Genomic DNA, 24931 nt, shown 5'->3' with positions numbered 1-24931 from the left:
TCACCGCACGCCCGCCGCGTCGTCGGCGGGCCGTGCCGGGCCCGGGTCGACGAAGCTGTACGGGGGCAGCGGGCCGTGCACGCGCAGCTCCAGGTGGGGCTGGTTCCTGCGCAGCTCCTCGACGGCGGCGACGAATCCGTCCGCGCTGTCGCGGGCCACCAGGAACGACACGTTGGCGAGCCAGCCAGTGCCCTCGGGGCCGGCGCTCACGGAGTCGGCGCACGGTTCCAGGGCGCGCCGCACCTCGGCGCCGTCACCGGCCTCGCGGGCCCACACGGCGGCGGTCACCTGTTCGCCGAGGCGCAGCTTCTGCTCGTAACTGCCGCCGCCCGCACGCCGGTTGACCTCGACCAGGGAGCGCAGCTCGGGGTTCTCGGCGAGCACCTGGTGCAGCACGGCCTGCTCGTCGTGGGCGGCCTTGACGTTGTACTCGGCCTTGCCTTCCAGGGCGCGCAGCCGCTCCGTGTAGTGCTCGGCGCGGTCGGCGAGCACCGCGACGACACTGTCGTCGTCCTCGGCGAGGCTGCCGAAGCGCATCGGGAGCACCGGTCCGGCCGCGCCCGCCTCGTCCAGGACGCTCTGGTGCGCGAGCAGGTCGCGGCGCTTGGGCCGCAGGTCGTCGGGGCTGTCGGAGACGAGCGCGGCGAGGTCGCCGTGCCGCACGACGCGCACCTTGTGCGCGGGGTCGCCGATGCCGCCCATGCCCTCGGGGAGCGCCGGGTGCGTTGCGGCGGCGATGCCGTAGATGTACGTGGTCACTCCTGCTCCTCCTTCCGGCCGCGGGACGGTGCGCGCCGGGCGCGCGGCCGGGCGGGCTCCTCCTCGCCGCGGCCCTCGTCGCGGGCCTGCCGGAACGCGTCGGAGACGGTCTCCGCGGCGCCGGACAGGGCGCCCTTGGACTTGCCGCGCGCGCCGGACTCGGTGATCTCGCCGACGAGGTCGGGCAGACCGGGGCTCTTGTGCGGGCCGGCCTCCAGGTCGAGGCGGTTGCAGGCCTCGGCGAACCGCAGATACGTGTCGACGCTGGCGACCACGACCCGCACGTCGATCTTCAGGATCTCGATGCCGACGAGCGAGACGCGGACGAAGGCGTCGATCACGAGCCCGCGGTCCAGGATGAGTTCGATGACGTCGTACAGGCCGCTGGTGCCGCCTGCGCCGCCGGACTGCTGTGCTGGGACGACGGTCATGCCGACCGGTCCTCCTTGCCTTGGGGATGTCGGGGGTTGTCACTGGGGGTCTGTGGGGGCTGGGGGTGTCAGGGGATGCGCGGCGGGCGCGTCGCGGGCGTCCGGGGCGGGTCTGTCTGCCGTCCGGCGGGGCGGGTGTCAGCCGCCGCCCGGCCGGGGCGGGTCGGCCCGCCCTCGTTCGTAGCGCCGCACGCGCCGGTACCCGGTCAGTTCGCCCCGCGGGTCGAGGGTCACGGCGTAGGTCGCGAGCAGGCTCATCGTGTCCGGCACGCGGACCAGTTCGAGGACCTCGACGGCCAGGTCCCAGCCCTCTTCGGTACGTTCGAAGGACGACACGGACTCGGCCGCCAGACCGGTGAGTTCCGCCAGTTGCTCACGCGCGCAGCGGAGTACGGCGACGGGTCCGGGCAGGTCGTCGGTGTCGGCTTTGGTCTTGCCGCCGTTCTGTTTGCTCGATGTCTGGGTCATGGCCACCTCCTGGTCCGAGTGACCCGGCGGGCGCGGGCCAAACCGCCGGGGTGTGCTTCCCGAACGGCGCGGGGCCCGCCGCCCGCCGCCGTCACTCCTCGGTCTTCTCGGCGGCCCCCTCGGCCCGCTCCGGCGCCCCCGCCACCCGCGCGGTCTCCGGCGACGCCGTGTCCAGCGGCACCGACCAGGACCTGACGAGGCCCAACTGCACGCCCTGGCGCGGCAGTACAGCGTCCAGGAGCCAGTCGGCGGCGACCCGGACGCGGTTGCCGGGCATCGCCGCCAGGTGGTAGCCGCGGGTGACGGCCCCGGCGAGCGGGCCGGACAGCGGGACGCCCAGCGGGTTGGCGGCGCCGCTGACGCCGCCGAGGTCGACGGTGAAGCCGAGGTCGTGGTGGCGGTAGGGGCGCCGGTTGCCGAGGTCGAGGGAGGCGGCGACGTTGCGGCCCGCGGCCTTCCCCTGCCGCCAGGCGTGCTGGGCGGTCATCGCCGTGTACTGCCCGGTCTCGGTCAGGTCCGGCACGGCCGCCGCGTCGCCGCACGCGAACACCTCCGGGTGGCCCGGCACGTTGAGGTACGGGTCGACGAGCAGCCGGCCCCGCTCCATCGGGCTGCCGATCCCGGCGACGAGCGGGTCGGGCCGCACGCCCACGCACCACAGCAGGGTGCGCGTGGGCAGCAGGTCGCCGTCGGAGAGCAGCACGCCGTCCCGCGTCGCCTCCTTCACGGACGTCCCCGTGCGGACCTCGACGCCGCGCCGCCGCAGCACCCGGTCCGCCGTGCCGGACAGCCGCCGGTCCAGCTCCGGCAGGACCCGTGGAGCGATGTCGAGCAGCACCCAGCGCGGCTCGATCCCGGCCCGCAGCGGCTGGCGGCGCACCAGCGAACGCGTGAACAGCGCGCCGTGCGCGGCGACTTCGACGCCCGTGTAACCGGCACCGGCCACCACGAAAGTGCACCGCGCCCGGCACGCCCCGGGGTCGTCGGCGGCCGCGGCGAGCTCGATCTGCCGCGTCACGTGGTCGCGCAGGTACAGCGCCTCGGGCAGGCCGCGGAAGCCGTGCGCGTGCTCGGCGACCCCGGGCACGGGCAGGAGTTTGTTGACGCTGCCGACGGCCAGCACCAGGCGGTCGTAGGAGAGTTCGCCGTCCTGGCCCTCGGGGTCGGCATAGCGCACGGCGCGCCGCGTCAGGTCGATGCCGTCCGCCTCGCCGAGTACGAGGCGTACGTGACGTAGTGCGCCCGCGAGCGACACGGTGACGCGGCGCGGTTCCAGGACGCCCGCGGCGACCTGGGGCAGCAGTGGCAGGTACAGGAAGTAGTCGGTGGGGTTGAGCAGGGTGATGTCGGCCCGGCCGCGGGTCAGGCGGGACAGGGTGCGGGCGGCCTGGAACCCCGCGAAGCCGGCACCGACGATGACGACGTGCGGTCGGCTGGCAGTTCGGCTCACAGCGTGCCTCCGGCGTGGTCCGGTACGTCCGGTGTGTTCCGGAACGGACCTCCCGCGTGCCCGGGCCCGCCCGCGGTGAAACGCCCGCCGTTTGCCGCCGCGCCCCGGGGTAACCCGATCCTCACACCACAGCGAAGGGCGTGTGCCCCATGGCCGAGTCCGGATACGTCAGCGTGGAGCCACCCATGGTGTCGGCGTACACGATCCCTGCGGACGCCCCGGAGGCCGACGGCACGTTCGCGTGGGACACCACGACGATCGTCGTCGCCGAGGTCTCCGCGGGCGACGCCACCGGCACCGGCTGGACCTACGCGCCCGCCGCCACCGTCGATCTCGTACGCGAGCAGCTCTCGCCCGTCCTCGCGGGCCGGGACGCCCTCGACATCCCCGCCGCGCACGACGCCCTGACGAAGGCGGTGCGCGACACCGGCCGCGAGGGGCTCGCCGCCCGGGCGATCTCGGCTCTCGACATCGCCCTGTGGGACCTCAAGGCCCGCCTCTTCGAGGTCCCGCTGGTGCGCCTCATCGGCGCGGCGCGCGACGACGTGCCCGTCTACGGCAGCGGCGGCTTCACCACGTACCACGACACGCATCTCGCGGCCCAGCTCAACGGCTGGGTGCACGGCCAGCAGATACCGCGCGTCAAGATCAAGGTCGGCGAGAGCTGGGGGCGGGCCGCGGCCCGTGATGTGTCGCGGGTGCGCCGGGCGCGTGATGTCATCGGCCGCCAGGCCGAGTTGTACGTCGACGCGGGCGGCGCGTACACCCGCAAGCAGGCGGTCCGGATCGGGCGGGTGCTCGCCGAGCACGGCGTGGGCTGGTTCGAGGAGCCGGTGGCCGCGGACGACCTGCGGGGGCTCGCGCTGGTGCGCGACGCCCTGGTCTGCGACATCGCCGCGGGCGCGTACGGGCACGGCCTCGCGTACTTCGCCCGGCTCATCCCCTCCGTCGACTGCCTCCAGGCCGACGCCACCCGCTGCGGCGGCCTCACCGCGTGGCTGCGCGCCGCCGCGCTCGCCCAGGCCCACGGCCTGGAGGTGTCGGCCCGCGGCGCCCCGCACGCCCATGCGGCCGTCGCGGCCTGCGTCCCCAACCTCCGCCACGTCGAGTGGTTCCACGACCACGTCCGCATCGAGTCCATCCTCTTCGACGGCGCCCTCGACCCCACCGGCGGCACAGTCCGCCCGGGCGCCGGCACCGGCCACGGGCTCCTCCTGCGCACCCCGGACGTGGAGGAATACCGGGTCGCGTGAGGGGGCGGGGCGGGGGCATGCTCGGCGGTCATGGATGCGATGAGGAGCAGCAGCAGTGGGGTGGCCGCCGGGTCGGCGGGGCCGGACGTCGTGCTGATCGGGGGGTGTTCAGGGGTGGGCAAGTCGTCGGTCGGATGGGAGGTGGCGGCGCTGCTGCGGGCCGCGGACATCGGCCACGCCCTGATCGAGGGCGACTTCCTGGACGCGGTCCACCCCGCCCCGGCGGGCGACCCGCACCGCTCCCACCTCACCCGCCGCAACCTCGCCGCCCTCTGGGCGAACTACGCCGACCTGGGCTGCCGCCGCCTGATCTACCCGAACACGGCAAGCGTCCTGCCCTCCGAGGAGTGGCTGTTCACGACGGCCCTGGGCGGCCCCCGCCTCATCCGCGTGCTGCTCACGGCGACGGCGGACACCGTCGAACAGCGGCTCAGGGGCCGCGAGTTGGGCTCGGAACTGGACCAGCAGCTGCGCCGGAGCGCGTTCATGTCCCGGCACCTGGACGCGCGGGTACCGCCGGACACCCACCGCGTGCCGACGGACGGTCGCGCGGTGGGTGACATCGCGGCGGAGGTGATCAGACGGGCGGGTTGGGGGGCCTGAGGGGCGCGCGGGAAGGCGGGACGCCGGGGAAGTCGGCGGTGCCACCGGGGTGGTGGTCGGGCGGGGTCACCGGAGGTGCGGGCGGCTCGGGGGCTCCGGACGGCTCGGGGGCCGCGGGCACCTTGGGGACCGCAGGGGCGTCGGAGGCCGCAGGGGCTTCGGAGGCCGGAGGCGCATGGGGGACCACGGGGGCCGCTGGCTGCCCGTGGGCCTCGGAGGCCTCGGCCGACCCGGGGGCCTTCCCCGGCGCTCGGGCCGCGTTGCGCATCAGCACGGCCGCCACGGCCAGCAGCGCGGTCACGATCAACGCGGCCGCCCAGCCCGGCAGGCCGAGCGCGATGACCAGGCCGAGGGTGAGCGCGGCGGCGGCGCCCGCGTACAGGGCGGCGACGCCGGACGACGCGTACAGCGCGGCCTTGCGACGCTGCTTCCGTGCCGCCCCGGAGACCTCCGCACGCAGTTCCTCGCGGAGTTCGTGGCGCAGTTCCTCGCGCAGCGACTGCCGTACCGTCTGCCGCAGGGATTCGTGCACCGCGTCGCGGACGACCTGCGACAGGGCGTCGCCCAGGGTCCTGTCCGCCGGCGGAGCCTTCTCGTCCTGGACCGGCATGGGCATGTTCTCGTCCTTCCTGTACGAGGCGATCGGAGCCGTCCGGGTACCCGTCGGGCCGGTCGCGTAACGGCCACGGCGGGACCGGGTGCGGGAGAGCCGGAAACGATCTCCTGTCCGCGCGGCGCCAACTAGGCTCGTCCCCATGGAGATCCTGGGAACCGTGCTGCGCGTCTGCGTCAGCGACTTGGAGGCGTCCGTCACGTTCTACGAGCGGCTGACGGGCAGCACCGCGATGCGTTTCGAGCGGGGTGGCGTGGCCGTCGCCTCGGTCGGCTGCTTTCTGCTCATGAGCGGGCCCGAGGCGGAGTTGGAGGTGCTGCGCAAGGTCGCCGCGACGATCGCCGTCAAGGACGTGGACGAGGCGCACGCGACACTCACCGCCTCCGGCGCGCACATCGTCGCCGGACCGGTGCCCACACCCGCCGGCCGCAACCTCATCGCGATGCACCCCGACGGCGCGGTCTTCGAGTACGTCGACCGCAACGCCCCCACCGCCCCCTGACCGCCGCCCCACCCTCAACCACCCGACCCGCACAGCCCACCCGTCACCGTCGCCCCACCCATCCCGGGGCGGACCGGGACGGGCAGGGCAGGGCGGGGCGGCGCAGACCGGGAGGGCGGGCCGGGGAGCGTCAGGACCGGCCGAGCCGCAGGCGCCGTGCCCGCACCCTGGGCAACGGCTCCGCCGCCGCACCGGACAGCGGCACAGCCACCAGACCCGACGCCCGCCCTACGGGCACCCGCCCCACCCGCACCGCGGGCATCGGCCCCGCCAGCACCCCGCACCACGGCCCCGCCCAGGCCCCCCGCCCCTCACGGCCGCATCCGGAAGTCGTACCTCTCCGGCAGCGGCTCGTCCGACACGGCGGCCCACACCTCGCCGATGACCTCGTCGGCCTCGCGCAGGTCCGCCACCTCGAAGTCCTCGTCGAAGACGGCGCGGGCGGCGGGGCAGTCACCCTCGGCGAGGAGCAACTGGGCCTCGATCAGGCGGAATCGGCCCGTTCGGCGGGTGCGGGGGTGCAGGCGGTGCCACACCGCGCGGGCCGCTTCGGCGCGGTGCGCGGTCAGGAGGGCGGCGATGGCCTCGCGGCCGAGGGCGGCGGTGGCCGCCGACCATACGACGCCGTCGTCGCGGCGCTCCGCGCACAGGTCGTCGAAGGCTTCGGTGTAGCGGTCGGCGCAGCGTTCGACGTGGCCGGACTCCTGGTCGGCGACGGCGAGGCAGCGCAGCAACGCCCAGCGGGACGGGGCGAGTTCCAGGCCGCGTTCCCAACTGCGCACGGCCTGGGCCAGATCACCGGCGTGCCACTGGGCGACGCCCAGGTGGTACTCGGCCTGCGGGCGTGCGGGCGCGGTCTCCAGCATGTCGCGCCAGTGCGGGGCGACCAGGGTGGGTCCGGGCGGCCCGACCCGGCGGGGCTCCGGCACGGCGCCGCTGCGCAGGAGTTCGAGCCAGGGCTCCTGCTCGGGCCCGAGCGTGGCCTCGGCGAACGGCGTGCCGGGCACCTTGTACTGCCCGCGCAGCACTTCGAGGGCGCCCCACCCCGACCCGACGGCGAGGACCTCGCCGGGCTCGGCGTCGGCGCAGGGCCGCCACTGGGCGTAGGCGGCGTCCACGGCCGCGGCGGGCAGGGCGTGGTCGAGGCGCTCCTGGGCCGCGCCGCGCGCCACGGCCCAGTCGGCGCCGTGCACCGCGTCCGGGGCGGCGGACAGCGGGCCGTACGACTCCAGCCACGCGAACTCGCTCTCCGCGTCGAGGCGGACGTGCTCCAGCTGGGTGCGGGCGAGCCCGGCCTGGATCTCGGCGTAGCCGCCGGTGCCGGGCTCGGTGAGCCACCGCTGCCAGCTGCGCCCGCCCGCGCCGGTGCCCCACACGAAGAGCTTGCGGCCGCGCAGCAGGGGGGTGGAGGTCTGCACGAGGCCGTGCCCGTCGGCGTCGAGGGCCGCGATCCAGCGGCGGTCCCCGTCGGGGACGTCGTAGAAGTAGTCGGCCGGGAAGTCGGCGCGCGGCGGGCGGGTGCGGTCCACGCCGTCGTACTCGGGCACCGGCACCTTCCGCAGCGTCCGCGCGTACCCGTAGTGCCAGGCCTCGTCGGCGGGGACGAGGACCCGACGGTCCTCGGGCACGGCGATGTTGGACCACCAGTAGACGGGCACGGGCCGCTCGTGGGGGTTGCGGAGGCGCACGCCGACGTGCAGGAAGTCGGAGTCCTCCGGCAGCCACAGGTCGACCTGGAAGGGGATGTCGCGCAGCCGCTCCCACTCCCACAGGCGCACCATCTCGCCGCCGTCGGGCGCGGTCAGGCGCGCGGCGTGCAGGGGCGCGCAGGACAGTGCCGTGTGGCCGGTGGCGCCGATGTTCCACTCGATGCCGCCGGAGTACCAGGCGCCGTTGAGCGCGAAGTCGGCGGGCTGGAACACCGGGTTGCGGTAGAGGAGTTCGCGCCCGGTCGGCTTGTGGAAGAGCGAGTGGACGCGGCCGCCGAGGCCGGGCAGGACGGTGACGCGCAGCCGGGTGTTCTCGATGACGACCGTGTCGAAGGACGTGGGGGTCCGCTCGCGGCCGTAGCCGTCGCGGATGCGCGCGGGCAGCACCGACCGGAGCGGTTCGTACGTGAGCTGCCGCGCCATGTCGCGCGGCAGCCCTTCGCGGTCCCGGTCGTCGAGTCCGTGCGCCGCGTCGAGCGGCTTGAGCGGCGGCAGCGGGTTCTCCGGCCCCAACTCGGCGGCGGGCAGGGTCAGTACGTCACGTCGCACGGTCGTCGCCAAGGCGTCCTCCTCAGTTCAAGGACGCTCCGCACGCCCCGGTGCCCCCGATGGCCTCCGTTGACCATGGAACACGCTCTTCCGCGCTCCGGCCAGGGCCTTCGCCGGTCAGGATTGCGCCCGGATTCCGTACAGCGGGGTGTGGTGCGGGGTCAGGATTCGGCAAAGGCGGCCACGACGACATCGGTGAGGATGTCGCCCGCGGTGCCGTCGGGGTCCAGGTCGGGGTCGTAGATCGTGACGTTGAGGCCGACGCAGCGCGGGGACCGCAGCAAGGGGCGGAGCAGCGCGAGGAGTTCGTCGGGGTGCAGGCCGTCCGCGTCGGGGGCGTCGACGGCCGGCATCACGGAGGGGTCGAGGACGTCGGCGTCGAGGTGCACCCAGAAGCCGTCCAGGTCGTCGTGTTCCAGGCCGCGGAGGGCTTTGCGGGCCACCTTGTCGGCGCCCCACTGGCGCAGCTCGCCGACGGTCACGGTCGGTATGCCCAACTCGCCGAGTTCGGCCCGGTCCTCGTCCTCGTCCCGCATCCCGAAGAGCCGGACGTCCTCGTCGCGCAGGTAGGGGCGCAGCCCTTCGAGATCGGTGAGGTCGCGCTGGCCGCGCCCGGTGGCGAGCGCCAGCTCCTCGCCGCCCGCGGCGCCGACGCGGTCGGAGTTGCCCGGGTGCCGGAAGTCCGCGGAGGCGTCGACGGCGGCGAGGCCGAAGCGTCCGACGCGGCGCAGCGCGAGGGACGCGCCGAGCTGGATGGAGCAGTCGCCGCCGAGGACGACGGGCAGGTCACCGGCGCGCACATGGCGCTCGATGCGGTCGGCGAGCCGTGGTGTGTACGCGGCGATGGCGGCCGCGTTGAAGACGCCGTCGCCCTCCTTCCAGTCGCCGCGGTCGTAGCGCGGCGGCACGACGACGCCGCCCTCAACGGCGTTCAGGCGCCGCAGGATGCCGCGCTCGCGCAGCGCTCCGGCGAGCTTGTAGCAGCCGGGCACGGTGCCGGGGGCGGGCGGACGCAGCCCCAGGTTGGAGGGCGCGTCGATGATCACAACAGTTCGCATGCCGCTCATCCTCCGTGACCGGCGCGGCCGCTTTCAATGCCCCCCGGCCGCGGTCTTCGCCCGCTCCGTGATCTCGGTCATCTCGGTGGTGAGGGCCCACCGCTGGTGGTCGCGCCAGGCGCCGTCGATGAACAGGAAGCGGGGCGAGAAGCCTTCGAGGCGGAAGCCCGCGCGCCGGGCCAGCGCGATGGAGGCGGTGTTGCGGGGCTGGACGTTGATCTCCAGGCGGTGCAGTCGCAGTTCCCCGAAGGCGTGGCGCACGACCAGCGCGAGCGCCTCCCCCATCAACCCGCGCCCCGCGGCGTGCGCGAAGGCCCCGTAGCCGAGGGCCCCGGACCGGAAGCCGCCCTCGACGATGTTGTTGATGTTGATGAACCCCGCGATGCCGCCGCCCGCCCGCTCGTACACGAGGCACCCGGCCTTGGTGGGGTCCTCGATGAGCACGCGCGCGTACGCCGCGTAGGTCTCGTCCGTCGTCGGCGGGAACAGCCAGGGCCGGTGCAGCTCACCGCTCTCCCGGGCCCGTGCGGTGAACTCGGCGGCGTCCGCGTACGTGAAGGGGCGGATGCCGACGCGGGGGCCTTCGGCGAGGTGGGCGGGGTGGGCGCGCGACATCCGGCCACGCTACCCGGCGGCCCGGGGCCTCACGGCACCCGGCCACCACCACGGACCGCACGCACCCGGCCACCACCACGGACCGCACGCACCTGCCCGCCACCACGGGCCGCACTCAGCTGCCCGCCGCCACGGGCCCGCCCCGACCGGCCCGCCCTCACTTGCGTCGGCTGACGAAGAACGCCCCGCACAGCGCGCCGATGAGGCCGGTGCCGAGCAGGGCCATCCACAGCGGCACGGTGACTTCCGGGATGAGCAACCGGATCTTGGTGCTGCGGGTGTTCTCGAAGATGAAGACCAGCGTGAGCAGGGCGATCACCGCGACGGTCACTCTGCCGGGCGTCATCAGCGCACCCACGCCGCCCTTCGAGGGGCTCGCCGAGCCGCCCGTGGAGCTCTTGGGGCTCATGTCTGGACCCTTCCGTTCCGTCGGAGCGCCGACCGCTCCCCCAGGGGTTCCAGGATGGGCAGCGGCACGGGATCCCGCGCGGTGGGTGTCGCCGGGGGCGGGACGGCGTGGGCCATCCGGGTGACGGCCCGGCCCCGGCGGCCCCTGACGGCCCCCGCCCCGGCGCCCCGTCCGGCGTCAGCCCGAGCGCTCCGCGAGCGCCGGTGTGTCAAGCCGCAGCACCCCCGCGTCCGCGTCCAGCTCCCCCGCCACCCCGAACGGAATCGTCAGCGCCCCGTCGCAGTGGCCGAAGCCGAACTCCTCCACGATCGGCACGCCGAGGCCGCCGAGGCCGCCGAGGCCGCCGAGGCGGTCGCGGAGGACGGAGCGGACGGTGTCGTAGGGGCCGCAGTCCTCCCAGGAGCCGAGGGCTACGCCGGTGACGCCGTCGAGCCAGCCGGCGCGCAGGAGTTGGGTGAGGTAGCGGTCGAGGCGGTACGGCTCCTCGCCGATGTCCTCCAGGAAGAGCAGCCCGCCGCGCGCGGGCAGCCGGGTCCCGGGCACCCCGGCGTCCGCCGACAGCAGGGAGAGGCAGCCGCCGAAGGTGACCCCGCGGGCCCGGCCGCCGACGAGGGGGCGGCCGGGTGAGTCGATGACCTGCACCGCCTCCGGCTCGAAGAGGGTGCGGCGGAGGTGTTCCTGTGCGCGGGCGTTCTTGAGGAAGTCGGCGGCGGCGACCATCGGCCCGTGCAGGGTGACGAGCCCGAGGCGGCGCGCGAACGCCTCGTGCAGGGTGGTGATGTCGCTGTAGCCGAGGAACACCTTGGGCGGGAAGGCCCGCAGGGCGTTCCAGTCCACCAGCTCGACCATCCGCGCGGCGCCGTAGCCGCCGCGGGCGCAGAACACCCCGGCCACGGACGGGTCGCGCCAGGCCCGCTCCAGGTCCCGGGCCCGGTCGAGGTCCTCGCCCGCGAGGTAGTCGAACTCCCGGTGCACGTCCAGGACATGGGGGGCGACGACGGGTTCCAGGTCCCAGCCGCGCAGGATGTCCAGGCCCGCTTCGAGGCGGTGCGCGGGCACGGGTCCGCTCGGCGCGACGACGGCGACGCGGGCGCCGGGATACAGCCGGGGCGGCCGGATCAGGGGCGGCATGGCGGCTGCCGGGCCCGGGGCGGGTGCGGGTGGCGGCACGGTGAGCTTCGGCGTGTCCACGGGCTCCTCGGACGCGGTCACTTGACCAGCTCCAGCGTCGGCGTGCCACCCGCCGGGTCGAGGCGGAACACCTGGGCGTACAGGGAGAGTTCGGCCTCCAGGGCCCTGATCATGGTGTCCGCGCGCCGGAACCCGTGTCCCTCGCCCTCGAAGGCGATGTAGGCGTGCGGCACCCCGCGCCGCTCCATCCGCTCCAGGAGGAGTTCGCACTGCGCGGGCGGGCAGATCACGTCGTCGAGGCCCTGGAGCAGCAGGAACGGGGCGGTGATGCGGTCGGCGTGGCGGGCGGGCGAGCGTTCCTCGTAGCGGCCCGGCACGTCGGCGTAGGGGCCGACGAGGGTGTCCAGGTAGCGCGACTCGAAGTCGTGGGTGTCGCCGCCCTGCCAGGAGGTGAGGTCGAGGACGGGGTAGATGATGGTGCCGCAGGCGTACACGTCGGTCGTGGTGAGGGAGGCCGCCGTGGTCCAGCCGCCCGCGCTGCCGCCCCGGATCGCGAGCCGCGCGCGGTCGGCGGTGCCCTCGTCGGCGAGCGCGAGGGCCACGGCCGCGCAGTCGTCGACGTCGGCGATGCCCCACTGCCCGCGCAGCCGGTTGCGGTAGGCGCGGCCGTACCCCGTGGAGCCGCTGTAGTTGACCTCGGCGACGCCTATGCCCCGGGATGTGAAGTAGGCGATGGCGAGGTCCAGGACGAGGGGGGCGCGGGTGGTGGGGCCGCCGTGCGCCCACACCACGTAGGGCGGCAGTTCGTCGCCGGGGGCGACGTGGCCGGGGTGGTGCGGCGGGTAGATGTGGGCGTGGATCTCGCGTCCGGCGGGGCCGAGGAAGGTGCGGATCTGGGGTTCGGGGTAGTACGTGGGGTCGACCGGGTCGTCGTGCGCGGCGCCGATGACGCGGGCCCGGCCGGTGCGGGTGTCCAGCTCGACGACCTCGTAGGCGCTGCGGGGGCTGGCGGCGATGCCCGCGACGCGGGTGCCGTGCACGGCGAGCGAGGCGGACCACTCCGTCCAGGGGCCGGCCGCGTCGACGACCTCGCCGGTCTCCGGGTCGAGGATGCCGAGCGCGCTGGCGCCGGTGCCGTGCACGACGGCGATGAGGCCGCTGTCCAGGGGCGCGAACCAGTTGAGGCCGAGCTGCCACAGGGGCCCGCCGAACTCCTCCTCGCGCGGACAGAGCGCCGTCGCCGTGCCGTCGGGCGCCGCCCGGTACAGGTTCCACCAGCCGGAGCGGTCGCTGACGTACAGGAGCCGCCCGTCCCGCGCCCAGTCCACCTGCGCGATCGACTCGCCGGGGCCGCCCGCGAGGACCCGGGCGCCGTCGAAGGTGCCGTCCGCGCCGACGTCGGCGACGAGCAGTTCCGTGCCGTCCCACGGCATCCGCGGGTGGTCCCAGGCCAGCCAGGCGACCTTCGTGCCGTCCGGTGCGAGCCGCGGCCCGGTGACGAAGCGGTGCCGCCCGTCGGACAGTTCCCGCACGGCCGTCCGGTTCTCGGCGGCCGAGCCGTCCAGCGGCACGGCGACCAGGACGCGCCGCACGTCGGTGGGCTCCTCGCCGGTGAACTCCTCCAGGACGCACCACACCTCGCCGCGGTCGAGGCGGATCTGCGGGTCGGCGAGGCGCAGCCCGCCGCCGACGCCGGACAGCGGGGTCAGGGGTCTGGGTTCGGCCTCGGGGACGTCGGGCTCGTAGGCGTACAGGCGCTGGTCGGTGAAGTGGGCGAACACCAGGAGCGGTCCGCGCGGGTCGCCGGGCCGGGCGACGGCGGCCCAGGGCAGGCCGCCGTACTCGATGACGCGGCTGCGGACGTTCCACGGCGCGGGCAGCACCGGTTCCTCGGCCCCGTCGGGGCGGCGCCGCACCAGGGCGCGCCGCCCGCCCTCGACGGGCCGTGGCTCCGTCCACCAGGCTTCGTCCCCCACGAAGCCGACGAACGCGGGGTGGCCGTCGTGGGCCGCGGCGAGCGCGGCGTCGATCGGGGACAGCCACGAGCCGTACGGCTTGGTCTTCGCCATGTCGTTCATCTCCCCCAAGGGTCGGTCAGGCCGTGCGCAGGAAGCGGTCGAGCACCCGGGTGCCGAAGTGCAGCGCCTCGACCGGCACCCGCTCGTCCACGCCGTGGAAGAGGGCCTGGTAGTCGAAGCCCTCCGGCGTCCGCAGCGGCGAGAAGCCGTAGCCGCGGATGCCGAGCCGCGAGAACTGCTTGGCGTCCGTGCCTCCCGACATGCAGTACGGAAGGACATGGCCCTCCGGTGCGAACTCCTCGACCGCCGCCCGCATCCTGGCGTACGTGGGTGTGTCCACCGGCGCCTGCAGCGCCACCTCCCGGTGGTGGAACTCCCAGTCGACGTCCGGTCCGGTGATCTGGTCAAGGGTGGCGCGGAACTCTTCCTCGCCGCCGGGCACAAATCGGCCGTCCACGTAGGCCGTGGCCTCGCCGGGGATCACATTGACCTTGTACCCGGACTGGAGCATGGTCGGGTTGGCGCTGTTGCGGACGGTGGGCTCGACGAGGGCGGCGGTGGGGCCGAGCTTCTCCATGAAGGCGTCGACGTCGAAGCCGGGCGCGTCCGGGTCGGCCTCCAGGCCGTACAGCGCGGCGAGTTCGACGAGGGCGGCCCGCACCGTCGGGGTGAGCCGCACCGGCCAGCGGTGCTCCCCGATGCGGGTGACGGCCGCGGCGAGCCTGGAGACGGCGTTGTCGCGGTTGACCTTGGAGCCGTGGCCGGCCTTGCCGCGCGCGGTGAGCTTGAGCCAGCCGGTGCCGCGCTCGCCCGCCGCGATCGGGTAGAGCTGGTTGCCCCGGCCGTCGTGGAACGTGAACGCCCCCGACTCGCTGATGCCCTCCGTGCAGCCCGCGAACAGGTCCGCGTGCCGGTCGGCGAGGAACCCGGAGCCGTCGAGGGCGCTGGCCTCCTCGTCGGCGGTGAACGCGATCACGATGTCCCGGCGCGGCCGCACACCCGTCCGCGCCCAGCTGCGCACGGCCGCGAGGATCATCGCGTCCATGTTCTTCATGTCGATGGCACCGCGCCCCCACACGACACCGTCGAGGATCTCGCCGGAAAAGGGGTGCACGCGCCAGTCCCCGGCCTCGGCCGGTACGACGTCCAGGTGGCCGTGGACGAGGAGCGCGTCGGCGGCGGGGTCGGTGCCCTCGACGCGGGCGACGACGTTCGTACGGCCCGGTGTGCGCTCCAGGAGCGTGGGCTCGACGCCCGCCCCGGCGAGCTGCTCGGCGGCGTACTCGGCCGCGGGGCGCTCGCGGCACTCGCCGTCACCCCGGTTGGTGGTGTCGATGCGGATGAGGTCTGAGGTGAACCGGACGACCTCGTCCAGTGCTTGAGGGTCGACCTGGTCAGCCATACTGCTCCTCAACAGCGGCGGAGGCGATCGTGGTGACCGCCTTGAACGTGCGGATGCCTTCGTACATGGTGTCGCTCGTGTAGGCGATTTTCCGTTCCGCGACGCGCCGCACGCCCGGAACGACCGTCGCGGCCATCGACAGGTGTTCCGCGTCGAACTCGACCTCCACGGTGTGCGGGCCGCCCGCCACCGGCTCGTGCCGCACGGCGAGGGCCGCCGCTTCCTTGGCGGCGGCCCTGATGTCGGCCGCGGTGCGCGCGGGGGTACGGCACACCGCCGCGTACCGCGACACATGGTCCTTGACGGCGACCTTCAGCGCGCCCGGCGCGTAGCCGAGGGCGTCCTCGCAGGCCAGGTCGTCGCCGGTGACGAGGACCACCGGGACGCCGTACTCCGCGACGACGTGCGAGTTCAGCAGGCCCTCGCTGGCGCGGACGCCGTCGACCCACACGCCGGTGATCTGGTTGGCGAGGTAGGTGTGCGCGAGGACGCCCTCCATGCCGGCGCCCGCGTGGTAGCCGACGAAGGCGATGCCGTCGACGTCGCCGTGCTGGACGCCTTCGATCATGGAGAGGGACTTGTGCCTGCCGGTGAGCATCTCGGCCCGCTCGTCGAGCTGTTCGAGGAGCAGATTGCGCATGGTCCAGTGCGCCTCATTGATGAGCACCTCGTCGGCGCCGCCGTCGAAGAACCCGAGCACGGCGGCGTTCACGTCCGAGGTGAACATCGACCGGCACCGCTCCCACTGGGGCGTGCCCGGCAGCACGTCGGCGGGCCAGGTGACGCCGGTGGCGCCCTCCATGTCGGCGCTGATGAGGATTTTCATGAGCTCCAGCCTTGGGTGCGGGACGGTGCGAGGGGGGCGTGGGCGCGGGGAGCGGCATCAGCACCGCTCACCCGGCCCACGGGCACCGCCGGTCCGAGGTAAAGATCTTCACACGGCGTCACGCTACGCCGTGTGGATCGCCCCGGCCTAGACCTCTCCGCCAAGGCTGCCGCTCGGTCACCCCCGCTCCGGGGCGACGTTCAGTCGCAGCAGCCGGTGACGTTCGGTGGGAGTCAGCGGCATGGGTCCATCCCTCGCTCCGGGAAGTTCGCAGAAGTTCGCAGGGCCTCGGTGCTCGACGGCGGGCGGGGCCTGCGCCGTCGGCGGGAGTGACGCCGCGGGGGCACTGACTGTATTTTCAGTCGAGAGTTTGGAGTGCGTCTGAGAGTGAGCAGGGAGCCGCCCGGCCGTCGGCCGTCAGCGGGGAGAGGGGTGAAGGCAGGGATGCGCAGGCCGGGCGGGATCAGCGGGCGGCAGACAGCGAGCAGCGAGGAACCGTAAGCGGCCAGCCGCGAGCAGCGGAAGGCGAGGGCGGGCCGGAAGAAACAGGCGGCGGGCAGGGGGCCCGCGCGGGCGCTACGTCCGCCGCAGCAGCGCCAGCTCCGCGTCGATGGCCCCGCGCAGCAGGTCCCGCGCGTGGTCGAGCTGCGTCCCGCCGCTGAGCCAGCGCATGCTGAGCCCTTCGAGGAGCGCCGTGAGTCGCTCACCGGCGGCGGCCAGGGCGGGCGCCGGGGTCATCGGCTGCACCTGGCCGAGGAGGGCGGCCACCTCCTGCACCCACACCAGGGTCGCCCGGGCGAGGTCCTCCCGAAGCACCGGGTCGAAGACGGCGCTGGCCCGCAACTCGCCCCAGGCGGAGCTGTTCTCCCTGACCTCGGGGGTGTCCTGGAGCTCCTGGAGGAGGGTCTCCTCCAGCTCCTCGCGGGGCGCGAGGGGTTCGGCCTCGGGGTCGCGGCCGGTGGTGTAGCGCTCGGCGCGGTTGCTGATGAACTCGAGGGTGTGGCGCAGGATCCCGGTGCGGTCCTTGAAGTGGTAGTAGATCAGCCCGGTGGAGACGCCGGCCTCGGCGGCGAGTTCTTCGACGCGCAGGCCGCGGACACCGCGACGGGCGATCAGCCGTGCGGCCGCTTCGAGGATCTGGGTAGTGCGAGGCGCCATGGATCCGAACCCTACCGGGCCGTCAGGGGCCCGGTGATCTCGGCCGAGCAGCACGGAAGGGCTCCGAAGGGCCGGTGGGGGCGCGGTGGGGGCGGACCGCGGGACGGTCATCCTGAGAGGGGCGGCCAGGGTCATCACCCGCCGCGGGGTCCGGGGCTGCGCGTGACGGAACTCGCCGCCGAGGCGGGCGTCTCCACGGCGCTCGTCTCCTACCACTTCAAGGACCGCGCGGGCATCCTGCGCCAGACCCTGGAGTTCATCAGCAACTGCGCCGAGCACTACACCGCCGGAAGCGACGGAGACGCGGGAGACGCGGGAGACGCCGGGGCCGAGCACCTCCCCCGTGACCCCCTGCGGGCACTGGAGCACGCCCTCCTGCTGGAGTTCCAGGACCTGCCCGAGGTCCCCGAGAACAGCACGGCCTGGGGCCGCGCCGCCGAAGCCGGACGTACCGCCGACGCCAGACACACCACACCCCTCTTTGACTGAATTTTCAGTCCGTGTCAGAGTGGCGGCACGGCCACCGCGAAGTGGCCGCCCGGCCGCACCCCTGGCGCAGCGCGCCATCCGGCCGCCCCCGGTACAGCACCCGCCGTCCACGCCACGCTCATCGAGCGCCCCACCAGGTCGACGGCTAGCTTGTGACCATCACGATGATCGGAGTTCACCGTGTCCCCCCTCACCCCCTTCTCCCCGATGGCCTCGATGCGCCCCTCCCGCCGCTCCGCCCTGCGCGGGCTCGCCGGGATCGGCGCCGTCGTCCTGGGCTCCGCCGCGTGCGGGCCCGGCGGCTCCGGCGTGACGAAGGCCGCGGGCACCGGGGGTGAGAAGACCTCCGCCGAGGGGCTCCGGCTCGGCGCCGAATGGGAGAGCCACGCGCGCACCTTCATGTCGTGGCCCGCCCTGGAGTCGGTGTGGGAGGAGGACCTGCCGTACGTACGGGAGGACATCGCCCGCATCGCGCGCGCCATCGCGGAGTACGAGTACGTAGTGATGATGGCCAGGCCCGACCAGCAGAAGGCCGCGCAGCGGGCGTGCGGGCGCGACGTCGAGGTCATCCCCCTGGCCGTCGACGACCTGTGGGCGCGCGACACGGTACCCGTGTTCGTGGAGGACGACGGCGAGGTCGTCGGCGTCGACTTCAACTTCAACGGGTGGGGCGACAAGCAGGAGCACACCAACGACGCCCGGGTGGGCCGCGCCCTGCTGTCCGAGTACGACATCCCCCGCGAGAAGGCGCCCCTGGTCGCCGAAGGCGGCTCCTTCGAGACCGACGGCGAGGGCACGCTCCTGATCACGGAGAGCTCGATCGTCAACGACAACCGCAACCGGGGCAAGAGCCGCGACCGGATCGAGGATGAGCTCAAGGAGACCCTGGGCGTCGAAAAGGTGGTCTGGCTCAAGGGCGTGCGCGGGGAGGACATCACCGACGCGCACGTGGACAGCCTCGTCCGGTTCACCGCGCCCGGTGTGGTGCTCCTGGACCGGGCCTTCCCCGGCATGCCCGCCGACTCCTGGTCACGCGCCGCCGACCAGGCCAAGTCCGTCCTGAGCGAGGCCACGGACGCCAAGGGCCGCCGCTTCGAGGTCATCGACCTGCCGCAGCCCGACCTGGACCGGATCACCGGCGAGGGCGACGAATTCGTGTCGACGTACGCCAACTTCTACGTCGCCAACGACTCCATGTTCATGCCGAGGTTCGGCGACCGCAAGGCCGACAAGCGCGCCAAGGGCATCCTGCAGGAGCACTTCCCCCAGCGCGACATCGTGCAGGTCGAGATCGACACCATCGCCTCCGGCGGCGGCGGCATCCACTGCTCCACGCACGACCAGCCCGGCAAGCCGGTCGACTGACCATCCGTCCCACCCCTCGGAGCGGTGGTGGTCACGATCCGACGCCTCCCCCCCCCGTCCCGCGCCAGAGCGCTGGTCGCGGGACTCGTCCTGCTCGCCGTGGCGGCGGCCGTCGCCTGCCGGACTCACCGGCACCGGCCTCAGGCCCGGCCGCGCCCGTGTGACGTGTCCTAAGGCGTGCCCGACGGGTCGGTGAAGGCCTGGCCGCGCCCCACCACCAGCCACTTCGACGGCAGTTCGATGCGGGTCCCGTCCGCTCTGCACTCCGTCGTGGTCAGCGGCAGCGACCCTGCGGCAAGGACGGTCAGGCCCGCCGAGCGGATCAGCTCCGGCACGGCGGCGTCGGCCACCTCGCCCGGTGCGATGCCGTGCGCGAACACGGGCGCCAGCTTGGGCGGCGGGCCCCCGGCGTCCTGGGCCAGGCCGCGCAGCACCGGCCCCGCGGCCTCGGCCAGCTCGACGAGGCAGGCGCGCCCCCGCTCGCCGGTCAGGGTCGCGATGGAGTCGACGAGCGGCTGCCGGTCGGCGGGCTCGCACTGGTGGAGTACGCCGCGCATGTACACGTTGGCGTCGCCGAGTTCGGCGTGCAGTTGCTCGGCGGTGCTCTTGTCGGCCACGTCGAGCTGGCGGAACTCGGCCTGGCCCGCCGGGTCCGCGTGCCGGGCGCGGTCGACGGCGGCGGCCGCCAGGTCGACGCCGAGGACGCGCGGGAAGCGGTCGGCGAGGAAGCGGGTCTGGGTGCCGTTGCCGCAGCCGAGGTCCACCATCGGCAGGTCGGGGGCCGTCAAATGCGGCTCGAACAGGGCCAGGTGGATGCCGGCGGTGAGGACGGGCTCGGAGTCCCAGAAGACGCCGCCCTCCTCCTGGGGTGCCTCGCTCCAGAAGCCCTCCCAGGCCTCCTGATACCGACTGGTGACGCCCATGCCAGCTCCCCGGGGTGCGACAAGCGCCGCCGAACCCGGCGACAAGATCGGTCTACCGCTCGGGGCAGCGCCCGACAAGCCGCACGCGCACACCTTCACGGCGCTTTCGAGGCGTGTTCCCCCCGCGTGCGCCTGCGCGCGGGGCCGTTCCCCCGGCGTGCGACCCACCGGCCCGGCTCGACCCGGCGCGACCGGGCCGGGTGCGGCCTACCGGTGCGGCGGCGACAGCTCGAACCACACGGTCTTGCCCGTGCTCGTCCGGCTGGTGCCCCACTCCTTGGCGAGGCTGGTGATGATGCGCAGGCCGCGCCCGAACTCGTCGCCAGGCCCCGTGGCGAGCAGCGAGGGCAGGGTCGTGTCGTCGTCCTCGACCTCGCACAGGAGCTGCCCGGAGCGGACCAGGCGCAGGCCGATGCGGCCGCCACGCGCGTGTCGTACGGCGTTGGTGACGAGTTCGCTGGCCAGGAGCACGGCGGTGTCGGCGATGGCGTCCAGGCCCCAGTCGCGCAGTTGGCGGCGGACCAGGTCGCGGGCCCTGCTGACCTCGCTGGGGTCGGGCGCGAGCCGCCAGTGCCCGACGTCGGCGGAGGACACGCCGTTCAGCCGGGCCATCAGCAGGGCGACGTCGTCCTTGCGGCCGCCGCGGCCCGCTTCCGAGAAGGTCGCGGCGAGGGCGCGAATGATCGTGTCGCAGGCGTCGTCCATGGAGGCGGCCGGATGGGCGGCCGACTCGACGAGGGTCGCGAGGCCCACGCCGATGTCCTCGCCGCGCACCTCGACCAGGCCGTCGGTGCACATCAACAGCCGGTCGCCGGGCGCGACCCGGACCCGTACCGACTCGAACGGCACGCCGCCGACGCCGATGGGCGCGCCGGTGGGCAGGTCGAGCAGTTCGCTGCGGCCGTCCAGGGCGCGCACCAGGACCGGTGGGATGTGCCCGGCGTTGGCGAGGTGGAGTTCACCGGCGATCGGGTCGTACACGGCGTACAGGCACGTCGCCAAGTAGTGCTCGCCGAGCCGCTGGGCGAGGTCGTCGAGTTTACGCAGGAGCTGGGCGGGCGGCAGGTCGAGGGCGGCCATGGTCTGCACGGCGGTCCGCAACTGGCCCATCATCGCCGCGGAGTTCAGGCCATGGCCCATGACGTCGCCGACCACGAGGGCGGTGCGGGCGCCGGGGAGTTTCACCGAGTCGAACCAGTCGCCGCCGACCCGGCCGAGCAGGGTGCCCGGGAGGTAGCGGGTCGCGATGTCGCAGCCGGACATCCGCGGCTGGATGTGCGGCAGCATGCTGTCCTGGAGGGTGTCGGCGACCGACTCCTGGTACGTGTACATGCGGGCGTTGTCCAGGACGAGCCCCGCGCGGGCGGCGAGTTCGGCGCCGGTGACGCGGTCCATGTCGTTGAAGACGGGCCGCTCGCGGTGGCGCAGCAGGATCATGAAGCCGAGGACGACGTTGCGTGCTTTCAGGGGCACGACCAGCATCGAACGGTGGTTGATCAGCGGCCGGATGTCGCGCTTCTCGAACTGCGAGGCGATGGCGTTGCCCATCTCCTCGGTGATGCGCGGTACGAGGACGGGGTCGCCCGACGTCATGCACTGGAAGAACGGGGTGTGCGCCGGGAACGGCATGGACTCGCCGACGGGCACCACGTCGTCCCAGCGGCCCGGCTCGTCCGTGTGCTCCACGGCGACGCGGTGCCACAGGGTGGTCTCGTCGGGCGGGCCCTCGGGGAAGCCCTCGCCCGCGACGACCTGTTCGCGCAGGTAGGTGCCCGCGACGTCGGTGAAGCGCGGCACGACGGCCTTGCTGACCTCGACGATGGTGCGGGACAGGTCGAGGGAGGTCCCGATGCGTCCGCTGACCTCGTTGAGGAACTCCAGGCGCTCCCGCACGGCCGCGTATTCGAGGTCCTCGCCGTCGTCGTCGGCGACGGCTGCCGGGGGCGTGCCCCCGGCAGCCGTCGCTGCGGCGCGCTGCCTGCGGGCCCGGCGCTCGGCGCGGCGCGGGACGCCCCAGTCGGGCGTGACGGGCACGCGGTCGTGCTGGCTGAACTCCAGGACGGGATAGCCCAGTTCGAGGACCTGGGCGGCGATGCGGGCGCTCTCGCCGACGCTCATGCTCGGCAGGATCTCGGGGAGGCGGTCCGCGAGTTCGTCGGCGCCCGGGAAGTCCGTGTGCAGGGCGAACCCCGGCGCTATGCGCTCCACCCGGTCGGTGTCCGGGTCGCCCGCGACGGCGAGGCGGGCGGCGTCGGCGGCCAGCACGAGCAGCCGCTCCGGTCCGGGCCCGACGAGCGGGTAGGCCCACCACAGGACGTCGATGCGCTCGCGCGCGCCGGTCGGGGCCGTGAGACGGGCGCGGCCCGCGGCGGGGTAGGAGAGCCGTCCGTCCAGGGAGCTGCCGAGGTCGGGCCCGAGCACGTCGTACTCCCCGTAGGCACCGTTGTCCTGCGGGAGGGCTCCGGAGACGGGCCGCAGGTCACCGGCCGGGCGGCCGACGGCCTCCTCCTTGGCGTACCCGAAGAGGCGGCGCGCGCCGGTGCTCCAGTGCGAGACGAGGCCGTCCGCGTCGACGACGACCACGGCCAGCGGGACTCGGCCGGACATGCCGCTCGGCGCGACCGGCTCGCCGTCCGGGATCTCACGCTCCATGGCCTCGGCTCCCTCCCTCGGCACGGCAAGATCTGCAACGCCCCCAACCACCGTACGACCGTATGGGGTTGCGGTGCGGCGCTATCGGTGAATTGGCCCGGCGAGGGGGCGCCTCCGGAGCGAGTCCCGCCCCTTCCTGTCGCCGGGCGGCCCGGCGCTCGCCGCGCGGCCGGACGGCCGGACGGTCGGACGGCCGCGCCGTGTCCTGGTGTGCGTGCGGCACGCGCTCAGTCCTCGTGGCCCAGTTGCAGGTCCCGCTCCGTGCGCCCGCCGCCAGCGACCTGGAGCACGGTGGCGACGGGCGGGTACCCGGCGGCGATCACCGTGTACTCGCCGGACGACAGGTCGACGAAGCGGAAGGTGCCGTCGGCGCCCGTGGTCAGCGTGTCCACGACGTTGCCCGCCGCGTCGAGGAGCGTCACGCGCGCGTCCTCCACGGGCCGTCCGCCTCCGGCCCGCACGGTGCCGCGCAGGACCGCTCCCCCGGCCAGCTCGATGTCCTGGCGGGTCTCGCGGGACGCCTGCACGCTGACGGGCAGGGCCGCCGGGCGGAACGCGGGCGCGCTGGCGGCCAGCGTGTACTCCCCCGCGACCAGCTCCGTGATCGCGTACCCGCCCTCGCGGCCGCTGCGGGCGGTGGCGACGACGTCCCCGCGGACGTCGGTGAGGGTGACGGCGGCGTCCCGGACGGGCGAGCCGTCGGCGGTGCGCACGCTTCCGGCGAGGCGGCCCGCGCCGCCGAGGACCACGTCGAGCTCGACGGCGCGCTCGCCGACGGTGACGGTGACGGCCTGCGGCTGGTGGCCGCCCGCCGCGGCGATCAGGACGAACGATCCGGCGCCGGGGGTGCCGAGCGCGTAGCGCCCGTCGTCGCCGCTCGCGCCGCGCCCGATCTGCTGGCCCGCGACGTCGATGAGGGTCAGGGCCGCGCGCGGTACGACGGTGCCGTCCGGGTGCTGCACGGTGCCGCAGACGGGCACTCCGGCGGCGTACGGATTGCGGGCCCCCGGGACGGTGGCCTGCTCGCCGGCGGGGGCGTGCGGGGTCTTCGAGGACACGGCGCTGGACACGAGGGGGGTCTCCTTGAGGAAGAAGGCGAGCAGCAGGCCGAGGACGAGGACGGGGACCAGGTAGAGGAAGATCCGCGGCATCGCGTCGGCGTACGCCTGGATGTAGCCCTCGCGCAGCGACGCGGGCATCGTGTGGACGAGCTGGGGAGTGATCGATTCGGCATCCGGCAGCCCCGCGGTGGCGGGCAGCCGGTCGGCGAGGGCGTCGGTGAGGCGGTCGGCGAAGAGCGTGCCGAAGACCGCGGCGCCGACGCTGCCGCCGATCTGCCGGAAGTAGTTGTTGGCGCTGGTGGCGGTGCCGAGGTCGGCGGGCGGCGCGGCGTTCTGCACGGCGAGGATCAGGACGGGCATGACCAGTCCGACGCCGGCGCCGAGGATCGCCATCCAGATGCTGTAGTGCAGCCGGGGCGTGTCCGCTTCGAGCCGGGAGAGCAGATACATGCCCACTACGGAGAGCGCGCCGCCGAGGATCGGGTAGATCCGGTAGCGCCCGGTGTGGCTGATGAGCTGCCCGGCGATGATCGAGGCGCCGACGACGCCGCCCATCATGGGCAGCATCAGGAGGCCGGACTCGGTGGCGCTCGCGCCGTCGACCATCTGCAGGAACGTCGGCAGGTAACTGGCCGCTCCGAAGAGGGCGATGCCGACGACGAGCCCTACGAGACCCGTGATGTTGAAGACCGAATCACGGAACAGGCGCAGCGGGATGATCGGTTCTGCCGCGAACCGCTCGGCGACCAGGAAGAGCACGGTCGACACGACCGCTCCGGCGGCGAGGCCGAGGATGACGCGCGAGCCCCAGGCGTACTCCGTGCCGCCCCAACTGGTCAGGAGCACCAGGCAGGTGGAGGCGGCGACGAGCAGCAGCGCCCCCAGCACGTCGAGCCTGCCCCGCGACACGGGCTTGGGCAGCTTCAGGACGAGCGCGACCACGAGGAGGGTGACCAGGCCGAACGGCACGTTGAAGTAGAAGCACCAGCGCCAGGAGACATGGTCGGTGAAGAAGCCGCCGAGCAGCGGCCCGGCGACGGACGCCAGGCCGAAGGAGGCGCCGATGAGGCCCATGTAGCGGCCCCGCGCGCGGGGCGGCACGATGTCGGCGATGATCGCCTGCACGCCGATCATGAGGCCGCCGGCGCCGACGCCTTGGAGGGCGCGGAAGGCGATGAGCTGGTCCATGGTGCGCGAGGCGCCCGCGAGCGCGGAGCCGATCACGAAGACGACGATGGCGAACTGGAAGACGCCCTTGCGTCCGAAGAGGTCGCCGAGCTTGCCGTAGATCGGCAGGCCGACCGTGGAGGTCAGCAGGTACGCGGTGATCGCCCAGGACATCTTGTCCAGGCCGTGCAGCTCGCCGACGATCTTCGGCAGCGCGGTGGCGACGATCATCTGCTCGAGGGCGGCGAGCAGCAGGGCCAGCATGAGGCCGACGAAGACCATGCGGACCCGGGCGGGGCTGAGGCCGTGCGGGGGCATCC

Annotated in this window: 22 protein-coding genes; 5 read left to right on the top strand and 17 right to left on the bottom strand. The window is 74.1% G+C overall.

All coding sequences use genetic code 11. The features are described from left to right. The 4 genes from IE274_RS12655 to IE274_RS12640 all read right to left on the bottom strand — a co-directional run bounded on the left by IE274_RS12655 (position 1) and on the right by IE274_RS12640 (position 3108). Positions 1–759 (bottom strand): GvpL/GvpF family gas vesicle protein, encoded by a 759-nt coding sequence (locus IE274_RS12655; protein ID WP_190115753.1) that lies wholly within the window; start codon positions 757–759, stop codon positions 1–3. Next, positions 756–1190: a gas vesicle structural protein GvpA gene (locus tag IE274_RS12650; protein WP_190115752.1), complete on the bottom strand. Its 435-nt coding sequence runs from the start codon at positions 1188–1190 to the stop codon at positions 756–758. The genes IE274_RS12655 and IE274_RS12650 overlap by 4 nt, the downstream gene beginning before the upstream one ends. Before the next feature lie 138 nt (positions 1191–1328). After that, positions 1329–1658, bottom strand: a complete 330-nt coding sequence (locus tag IE274_RS12645) for a gas vesicle protein GvpO (protein WP_190115751.1) — start codon at positions 1656–1658, stop codon at positions 1329–1331. Positions 1659–1749: 91 nt separating this feature from the next. Further along, positions 1750–3108 (bottom strand): NAD(P)/FAD-dependent oxidoreductase, encoded by a 1359-nt coding sequence (locus IE274_RS12640; RefSeq protein ID WP_190115750.1) that lies wholly within the window; start codon positions 3106–3108, stop codon positions 1750–1752. Positions 3109–3257: 149 nt separating this feature from the next. On the opposite strand from IE274_RS12640, the gene IE274_RS12635 reads away from it, so the two are divergent. Then, positions 3258–4361 (top strand): enolase C-terminal domain-like protein, encoded by a 1104-nt coding sequence (locus IE274_RS12635; protein ID WP_190115749.1) that lies wholly within the window; start codon positions 3258–3260, stop codon positions 4359–4361. Between the two features lie 30 nt (positions 4362–4391). Continuing rightward, positions 4392–4964 (top strand): nucleoside/nucleotide kinase family protein, encoded by a 573-nt coding sequence (locus tag IE274_RS12630; RefSeq protein WP_190115748.1) that lies wholly within the window; start codon positions 4392–4394, stop codon positions 4962–4964. Here the strand turns inward: IE274_RS12630 and IE274_RS12625 are convergent. After that, positions 4939–5580, bottom strand: coding sequence for a hypothetical protein (locus IE274_RS12625; protein WP_229909491.1), 642 nt, complete (start codon positions 5578–5580; stop codon positions 4939–4941). The two genes, IE274_RS12630 and IE274_RS12625, sit on opposite strands and share 26 nt — an antisense overlap. Positions 5581–5719: 139 nt before the next feature. Between IE274_RS12625 and IE274_RS12620 the strand changes: the two genes are divergently transcribed. Next, positions 5720–6079, top strand: coding sequence for a VOC family protein (locus IE274_RS12620; RefSeq protein ID WP_190115747.1), 360 nt, complete (start codon positions 5720–5722; stop codon positions 6077–6079). A 311-nt stretch (positions 6080–6390) separates the two neighbouring features. Here IE274_RS12620 and IE274_RS12615 read toward each other — a convergent pair whose 3' ends face one another. The 9 genes from IE274_RS12615 to IE274_RS12575 form a co-directional block, all read right to left on the bottom strand. Further along, positions 6391–8349 carry a DUF5107 domain-containing protein gene (locus IE274_RS12615; protein ID WP_190115746.1) on the bottom strand — a complete coding sequence of 653 codons (1959 nt, stop codon included), beginning with the start codon at positions 8347–8349 and terminating at the stop codon, positions 6391–6393. Between the two features lie 149 nt (positions 8350–8498). After that, on the bottom strand, positions 8499–9395 hold the full coding sequence (locus IE274_RS12610; protein WP_190115745.1) for an arginase family protein: 897 nt from the start codon (positions 9393–9395) through the stop codon (positions 8499–8501). 33 nt (positions 9396–9428) lie between these two features. After that, a complete protein-coding gene (locus IE274_RS12605) occupies positions 9429–10010 on the bottom strand; it encodes a GNAT family N-acetyltransferase (RefSeq protein WP_190115744.1) in 582 nt (193 codons plus the stop codon). 157 nt (positions 10011–10167) lie between these two features. Further along, a complete protein-coding gene (locus IE274_RS12600; RefSeq protein WP_190115743.1) occupies positions 10168–10419 on the bottom strand; it encodes a LapA family protein in 252 nt (83 codons plus the stop codon). Positions 10420–10596: 177 nt separating this feature from the next. Beyond that, positions 10597–11550 carry a S66 peptidase family protein gene (locus IE274_RS12595; RefSeq protein WP_190115924.1) on the bottom strand — a complete coding sequence of 318 codons (954 nt, stop codon included), beginning with the start codon at positions 11548–11550 and terminating at the stop codon, positions 10597–10599. 77 nt (positions 11551–11627) lie between these two features. After that, entirely contained in the window at positions 11628–13628 is a 2001-nt protein-coding gene (locus tag IE274_RS12590) for a S9 family peptidase (RefSeq protein ID WP_190115742.1), read from the bottom strand. Positions 13629–13644: 16 nt separating this feature from the next. Further along, complete coding sequence (locus tag IE274_RS12585) at positions 13645–14970, bottom strand: M20/M25/M40 family metallo-hydrolase (RefSeq protein WP_190115741.1); 1326 nt, start codon at positions 14968–14970, stop codon at positions 13645–13647. Beyond that, positions 14963–15796: a M55 family metallopeptidase gene (locus IE274_RS12580; RefSeq protein ID WP_190115740.1), complete on the bottom strand. Its 834-nt coding sequence runs from the start codon at positions 15794–15796 to the stop codon at positions 14963–14965. Before IE274_RS12580 ends, IE274_RS12585 begins: the two co-directional genes overlap by 8 nt. A 576-nt stretch (positions 15797–16372) precedes the next feature. Next, complete coding sequence (locus tag IE274_RS12575) at positions 16373–16954, bottom strand: TetR/AcrR family transcriptional regulator (RefSeq protein WP_190115739.1); 582 nt, start codon at positions 16952–16954, stop codon at positions 16373–16375. Between the two features lie 162 nt (positions 16955–17116). Here IE274_RS12575 and IE274_RS12570 point away from each other — a divergent pair, with 162 nt between their 5' ends. Both IE274_RS12570 and IE274_RS12565 read left to right on the top strand, forming a co-directional pair. Beyond that, positions 17117–17443, top strand: coding sequence for a TetR family transcriptional regulator (locus tag IE274_RS12570; protein WP_190115738.1), 327 nt, complete (start codon positions 17117–17119; stop codon positions 17441–17443). 207 nt (positions 17444–17650) lie between these two features. Then, the gene (locus IE274_RS12565) at positions 17651–18808 is read left to right on the top strand and encodes an agmatine deiminase family protein (RefSeq protein ID WP_190115923.1); all 1158 of its coding nucleotides are present in this window, start codon (positions 17651–17653) and stop codon (positions 18806–18808) included. Positions 18809–18978: 170 nt separating this feature from the next. Here the strand turns inward: IE274_RS12565 and IE274_RS12560 are convergent, their stop codons facing one another. The 3 genes from IE274_RS12560 to IE274_RS12550 all read right to left on the bottom strand — a co-directional run bounded on the left by IE274_RS12560 (position 18979) and on the right by IE274_RS12550 (position 24929). Further along, the gene (locus IE274_RS12560) at positions 18979–19731 is read right to left on the bottom strand and encodes a class I SAM-dependent methyltransferase (RefSeq protein ID WP_190115737.1); all 753 of its coding nucleotides are present in this window, start codon (positions 19729–19731) and stop codon (positions 18979–18981) included. A gap of 207 nt (positions 19732–19938) precedes the next feature. Beyond that, positions 19939–22383 carry a SpoIIE family protein phosphatase gene (locus IE274_RS12555; protein WP_190115736.1) on the bottom strand — a complete coding sequence of 815 codons (2445 nt, stop codon included), beginning with the start codon at positions 22381–22383 and terminating at the stop codon, positions 19939–19941. A 227-nt stretch (positions 22384–22610) separates the two neighbouring features. Further along, entirely contained in the window at positions 22611–24929 is a 2319-nt protein-coding gene (locus tag IE274_RS12550) for an MFS transporter (RefSeq protein WP_190115922.1), read from the bottom strand. Positions 24930–24931: the final 2 nt, after the last annotated feature.

The organism is Streptomyces flavofungini (assembly GCF_014650815.1).
Lineage (GTDB): Bacteria > Actinomycetota > Actinomycetes > Streptomycetales > Streptomycetaceae > Streptomyces > Streptomyces flavofungini.
The sequence above is the reverse complement of the archived record's forward strand: the minus strand, read 5'-3'. Positions and strand labels throughout refer to the sequence as shown.

What these genes read in the sequence shown, in the direction of transcription:
- IE274_RS12650 (WP_190115752.1), bottom strand. Translation starts at nt 1,190, where the DNA reads ATGACCGTCGTCCCAGCACAGCAGTCCGGCGGCGCAGGCGGCACCAGC.
- IE274_RS12645 (WP_190115751.1), bottom strand. Translation starts at nt 1,658, where the DNA reads ATGACCCAGACATCGAGCAAACAGAACGGCGGCAAGACCAAAGCCGAC.
- IE274_RS12635 (WP_190115749.1), top strand. Translation starts at nt 3,258, where the DNA reads ATGGCCGAGTCCGGATACGTCAGCGTGGAGCCACCCATGGTGTCGGCG.
- IE274_RS12630 (WP_190115748.1), top strand. Translation starts at nt 4,392, where the DNA reads ATGGATGCGATGAGGAGCAGCAGCAGTGGGGTGGCCGCCGGGTCGGCG.
- IE274_RS12625 (WP_229909491.1), bottom strand. Translation starts at nt 5,580, where the DNA reads ATGCCCATGCCGGTCCAGGACGAGAAGGCTCCGCCGGCGGACAGGACC.
- IE274_RS12620 (WP_190115747.1), top strand. Translation starts at nt 5,720, where the DNA reads ATGGAGATCCTGGGAACCGTGCTGCGCGTCTGCGTCAGCGACTTGGAG.
- IE274_RS12610 (WP_190115745.1), bottom strand. Translation starts at nt 9,395, where the DNA reads ATGCGAACTGTTGTGATCATCGACGCGCCCTCCAACCTGGGGCTGCGT.
- IE274_RS12605 (WP_190115744.1), bottom strand. Translation starts at nt 10,010, where the DNA reads ATGTCGCGCGCCCACCCCGCCCACCTCGCCGAAGGCCCCCGCGTCGGC.
- IE274_RS12600 (WP_190115743.1), bottom strand. Translation starts at nt 10,419, where the DNA reads ATGAGCCCCAAGAGCTCCACGGGCGGCTCGGCGAGCCCCTCGAAGGGC.
- IE274_RS12595 (WP_190115924.1), bottom strand. Translation starts at nt 11,550, where the DNA reads ATGCCGCCCCTGATCCGGCCGCCCCGGCTGTATCCCGGCGCCCGCGTC.
- IE274_RS12590 (WP_190115742.1), bottom strand. Translation starts at nt 13,628, where the DNA reads ATGAACGACATGGCGAAGACCAAGCCGTACGGCTCGTGGCTGTCCCCG.
- IE274_RS12585 (WP_190115741.1), bottom strand. Translation starts at nt 14,970, where the DNA reads ATGGCTGACCAGGTCGACCCTCAAGCACTGGACGAGGTCGTCCGGTTC.
- IE274_RS12580 (WP_190115740.1), bottom strand. Translation starts at nt 15,796, where the DNA reads ATGAAAATCCTCATCAGCGCCGACATGGAGGGCGCCACCGGCGTCACC.
- IE274_RS12575 (WP_190115739.1), bottom strand. Translation starts at nt 16,954, where the DNA reads ATGGCGCCTCGCACTACCCAGATCCTCGAAGCGGCCGCACGGCTGATC.
- IE274_RS12565 (WP_190115923.1), top strand. Translation starts at nt 17,651, where the DNA reads ATGGCCTCGATGCGCCCCTCCCGCCGCTCCGCCCTGCGCGGGCTCGCC.
- IE274_RS12560 (WP_190115737.1), bottom strand. Translation starts at nt 19,731, where the DNA reads ATGGGCGTCACCAGTCGGTATCAGGAGGCCTGGGAGGGCTTCTGGAGC.
- IE274_RS12555 (WP_190115736.1), bottom strand. Translation starts at nt 22,383, where the DNA reads ATGGAGCGTGAGATCCCGGACGGCGAGCCGGTCGCGCCGAGCGGCATG.
- IE274_RS12550 (WP_190115922.1), bottom strand. Translation starts at nt 24,929, where the DNA reads ATGCCCCCGCACGGCCTCAGCCCCGCCCGGGTCCGCATGGTCTTCGTC.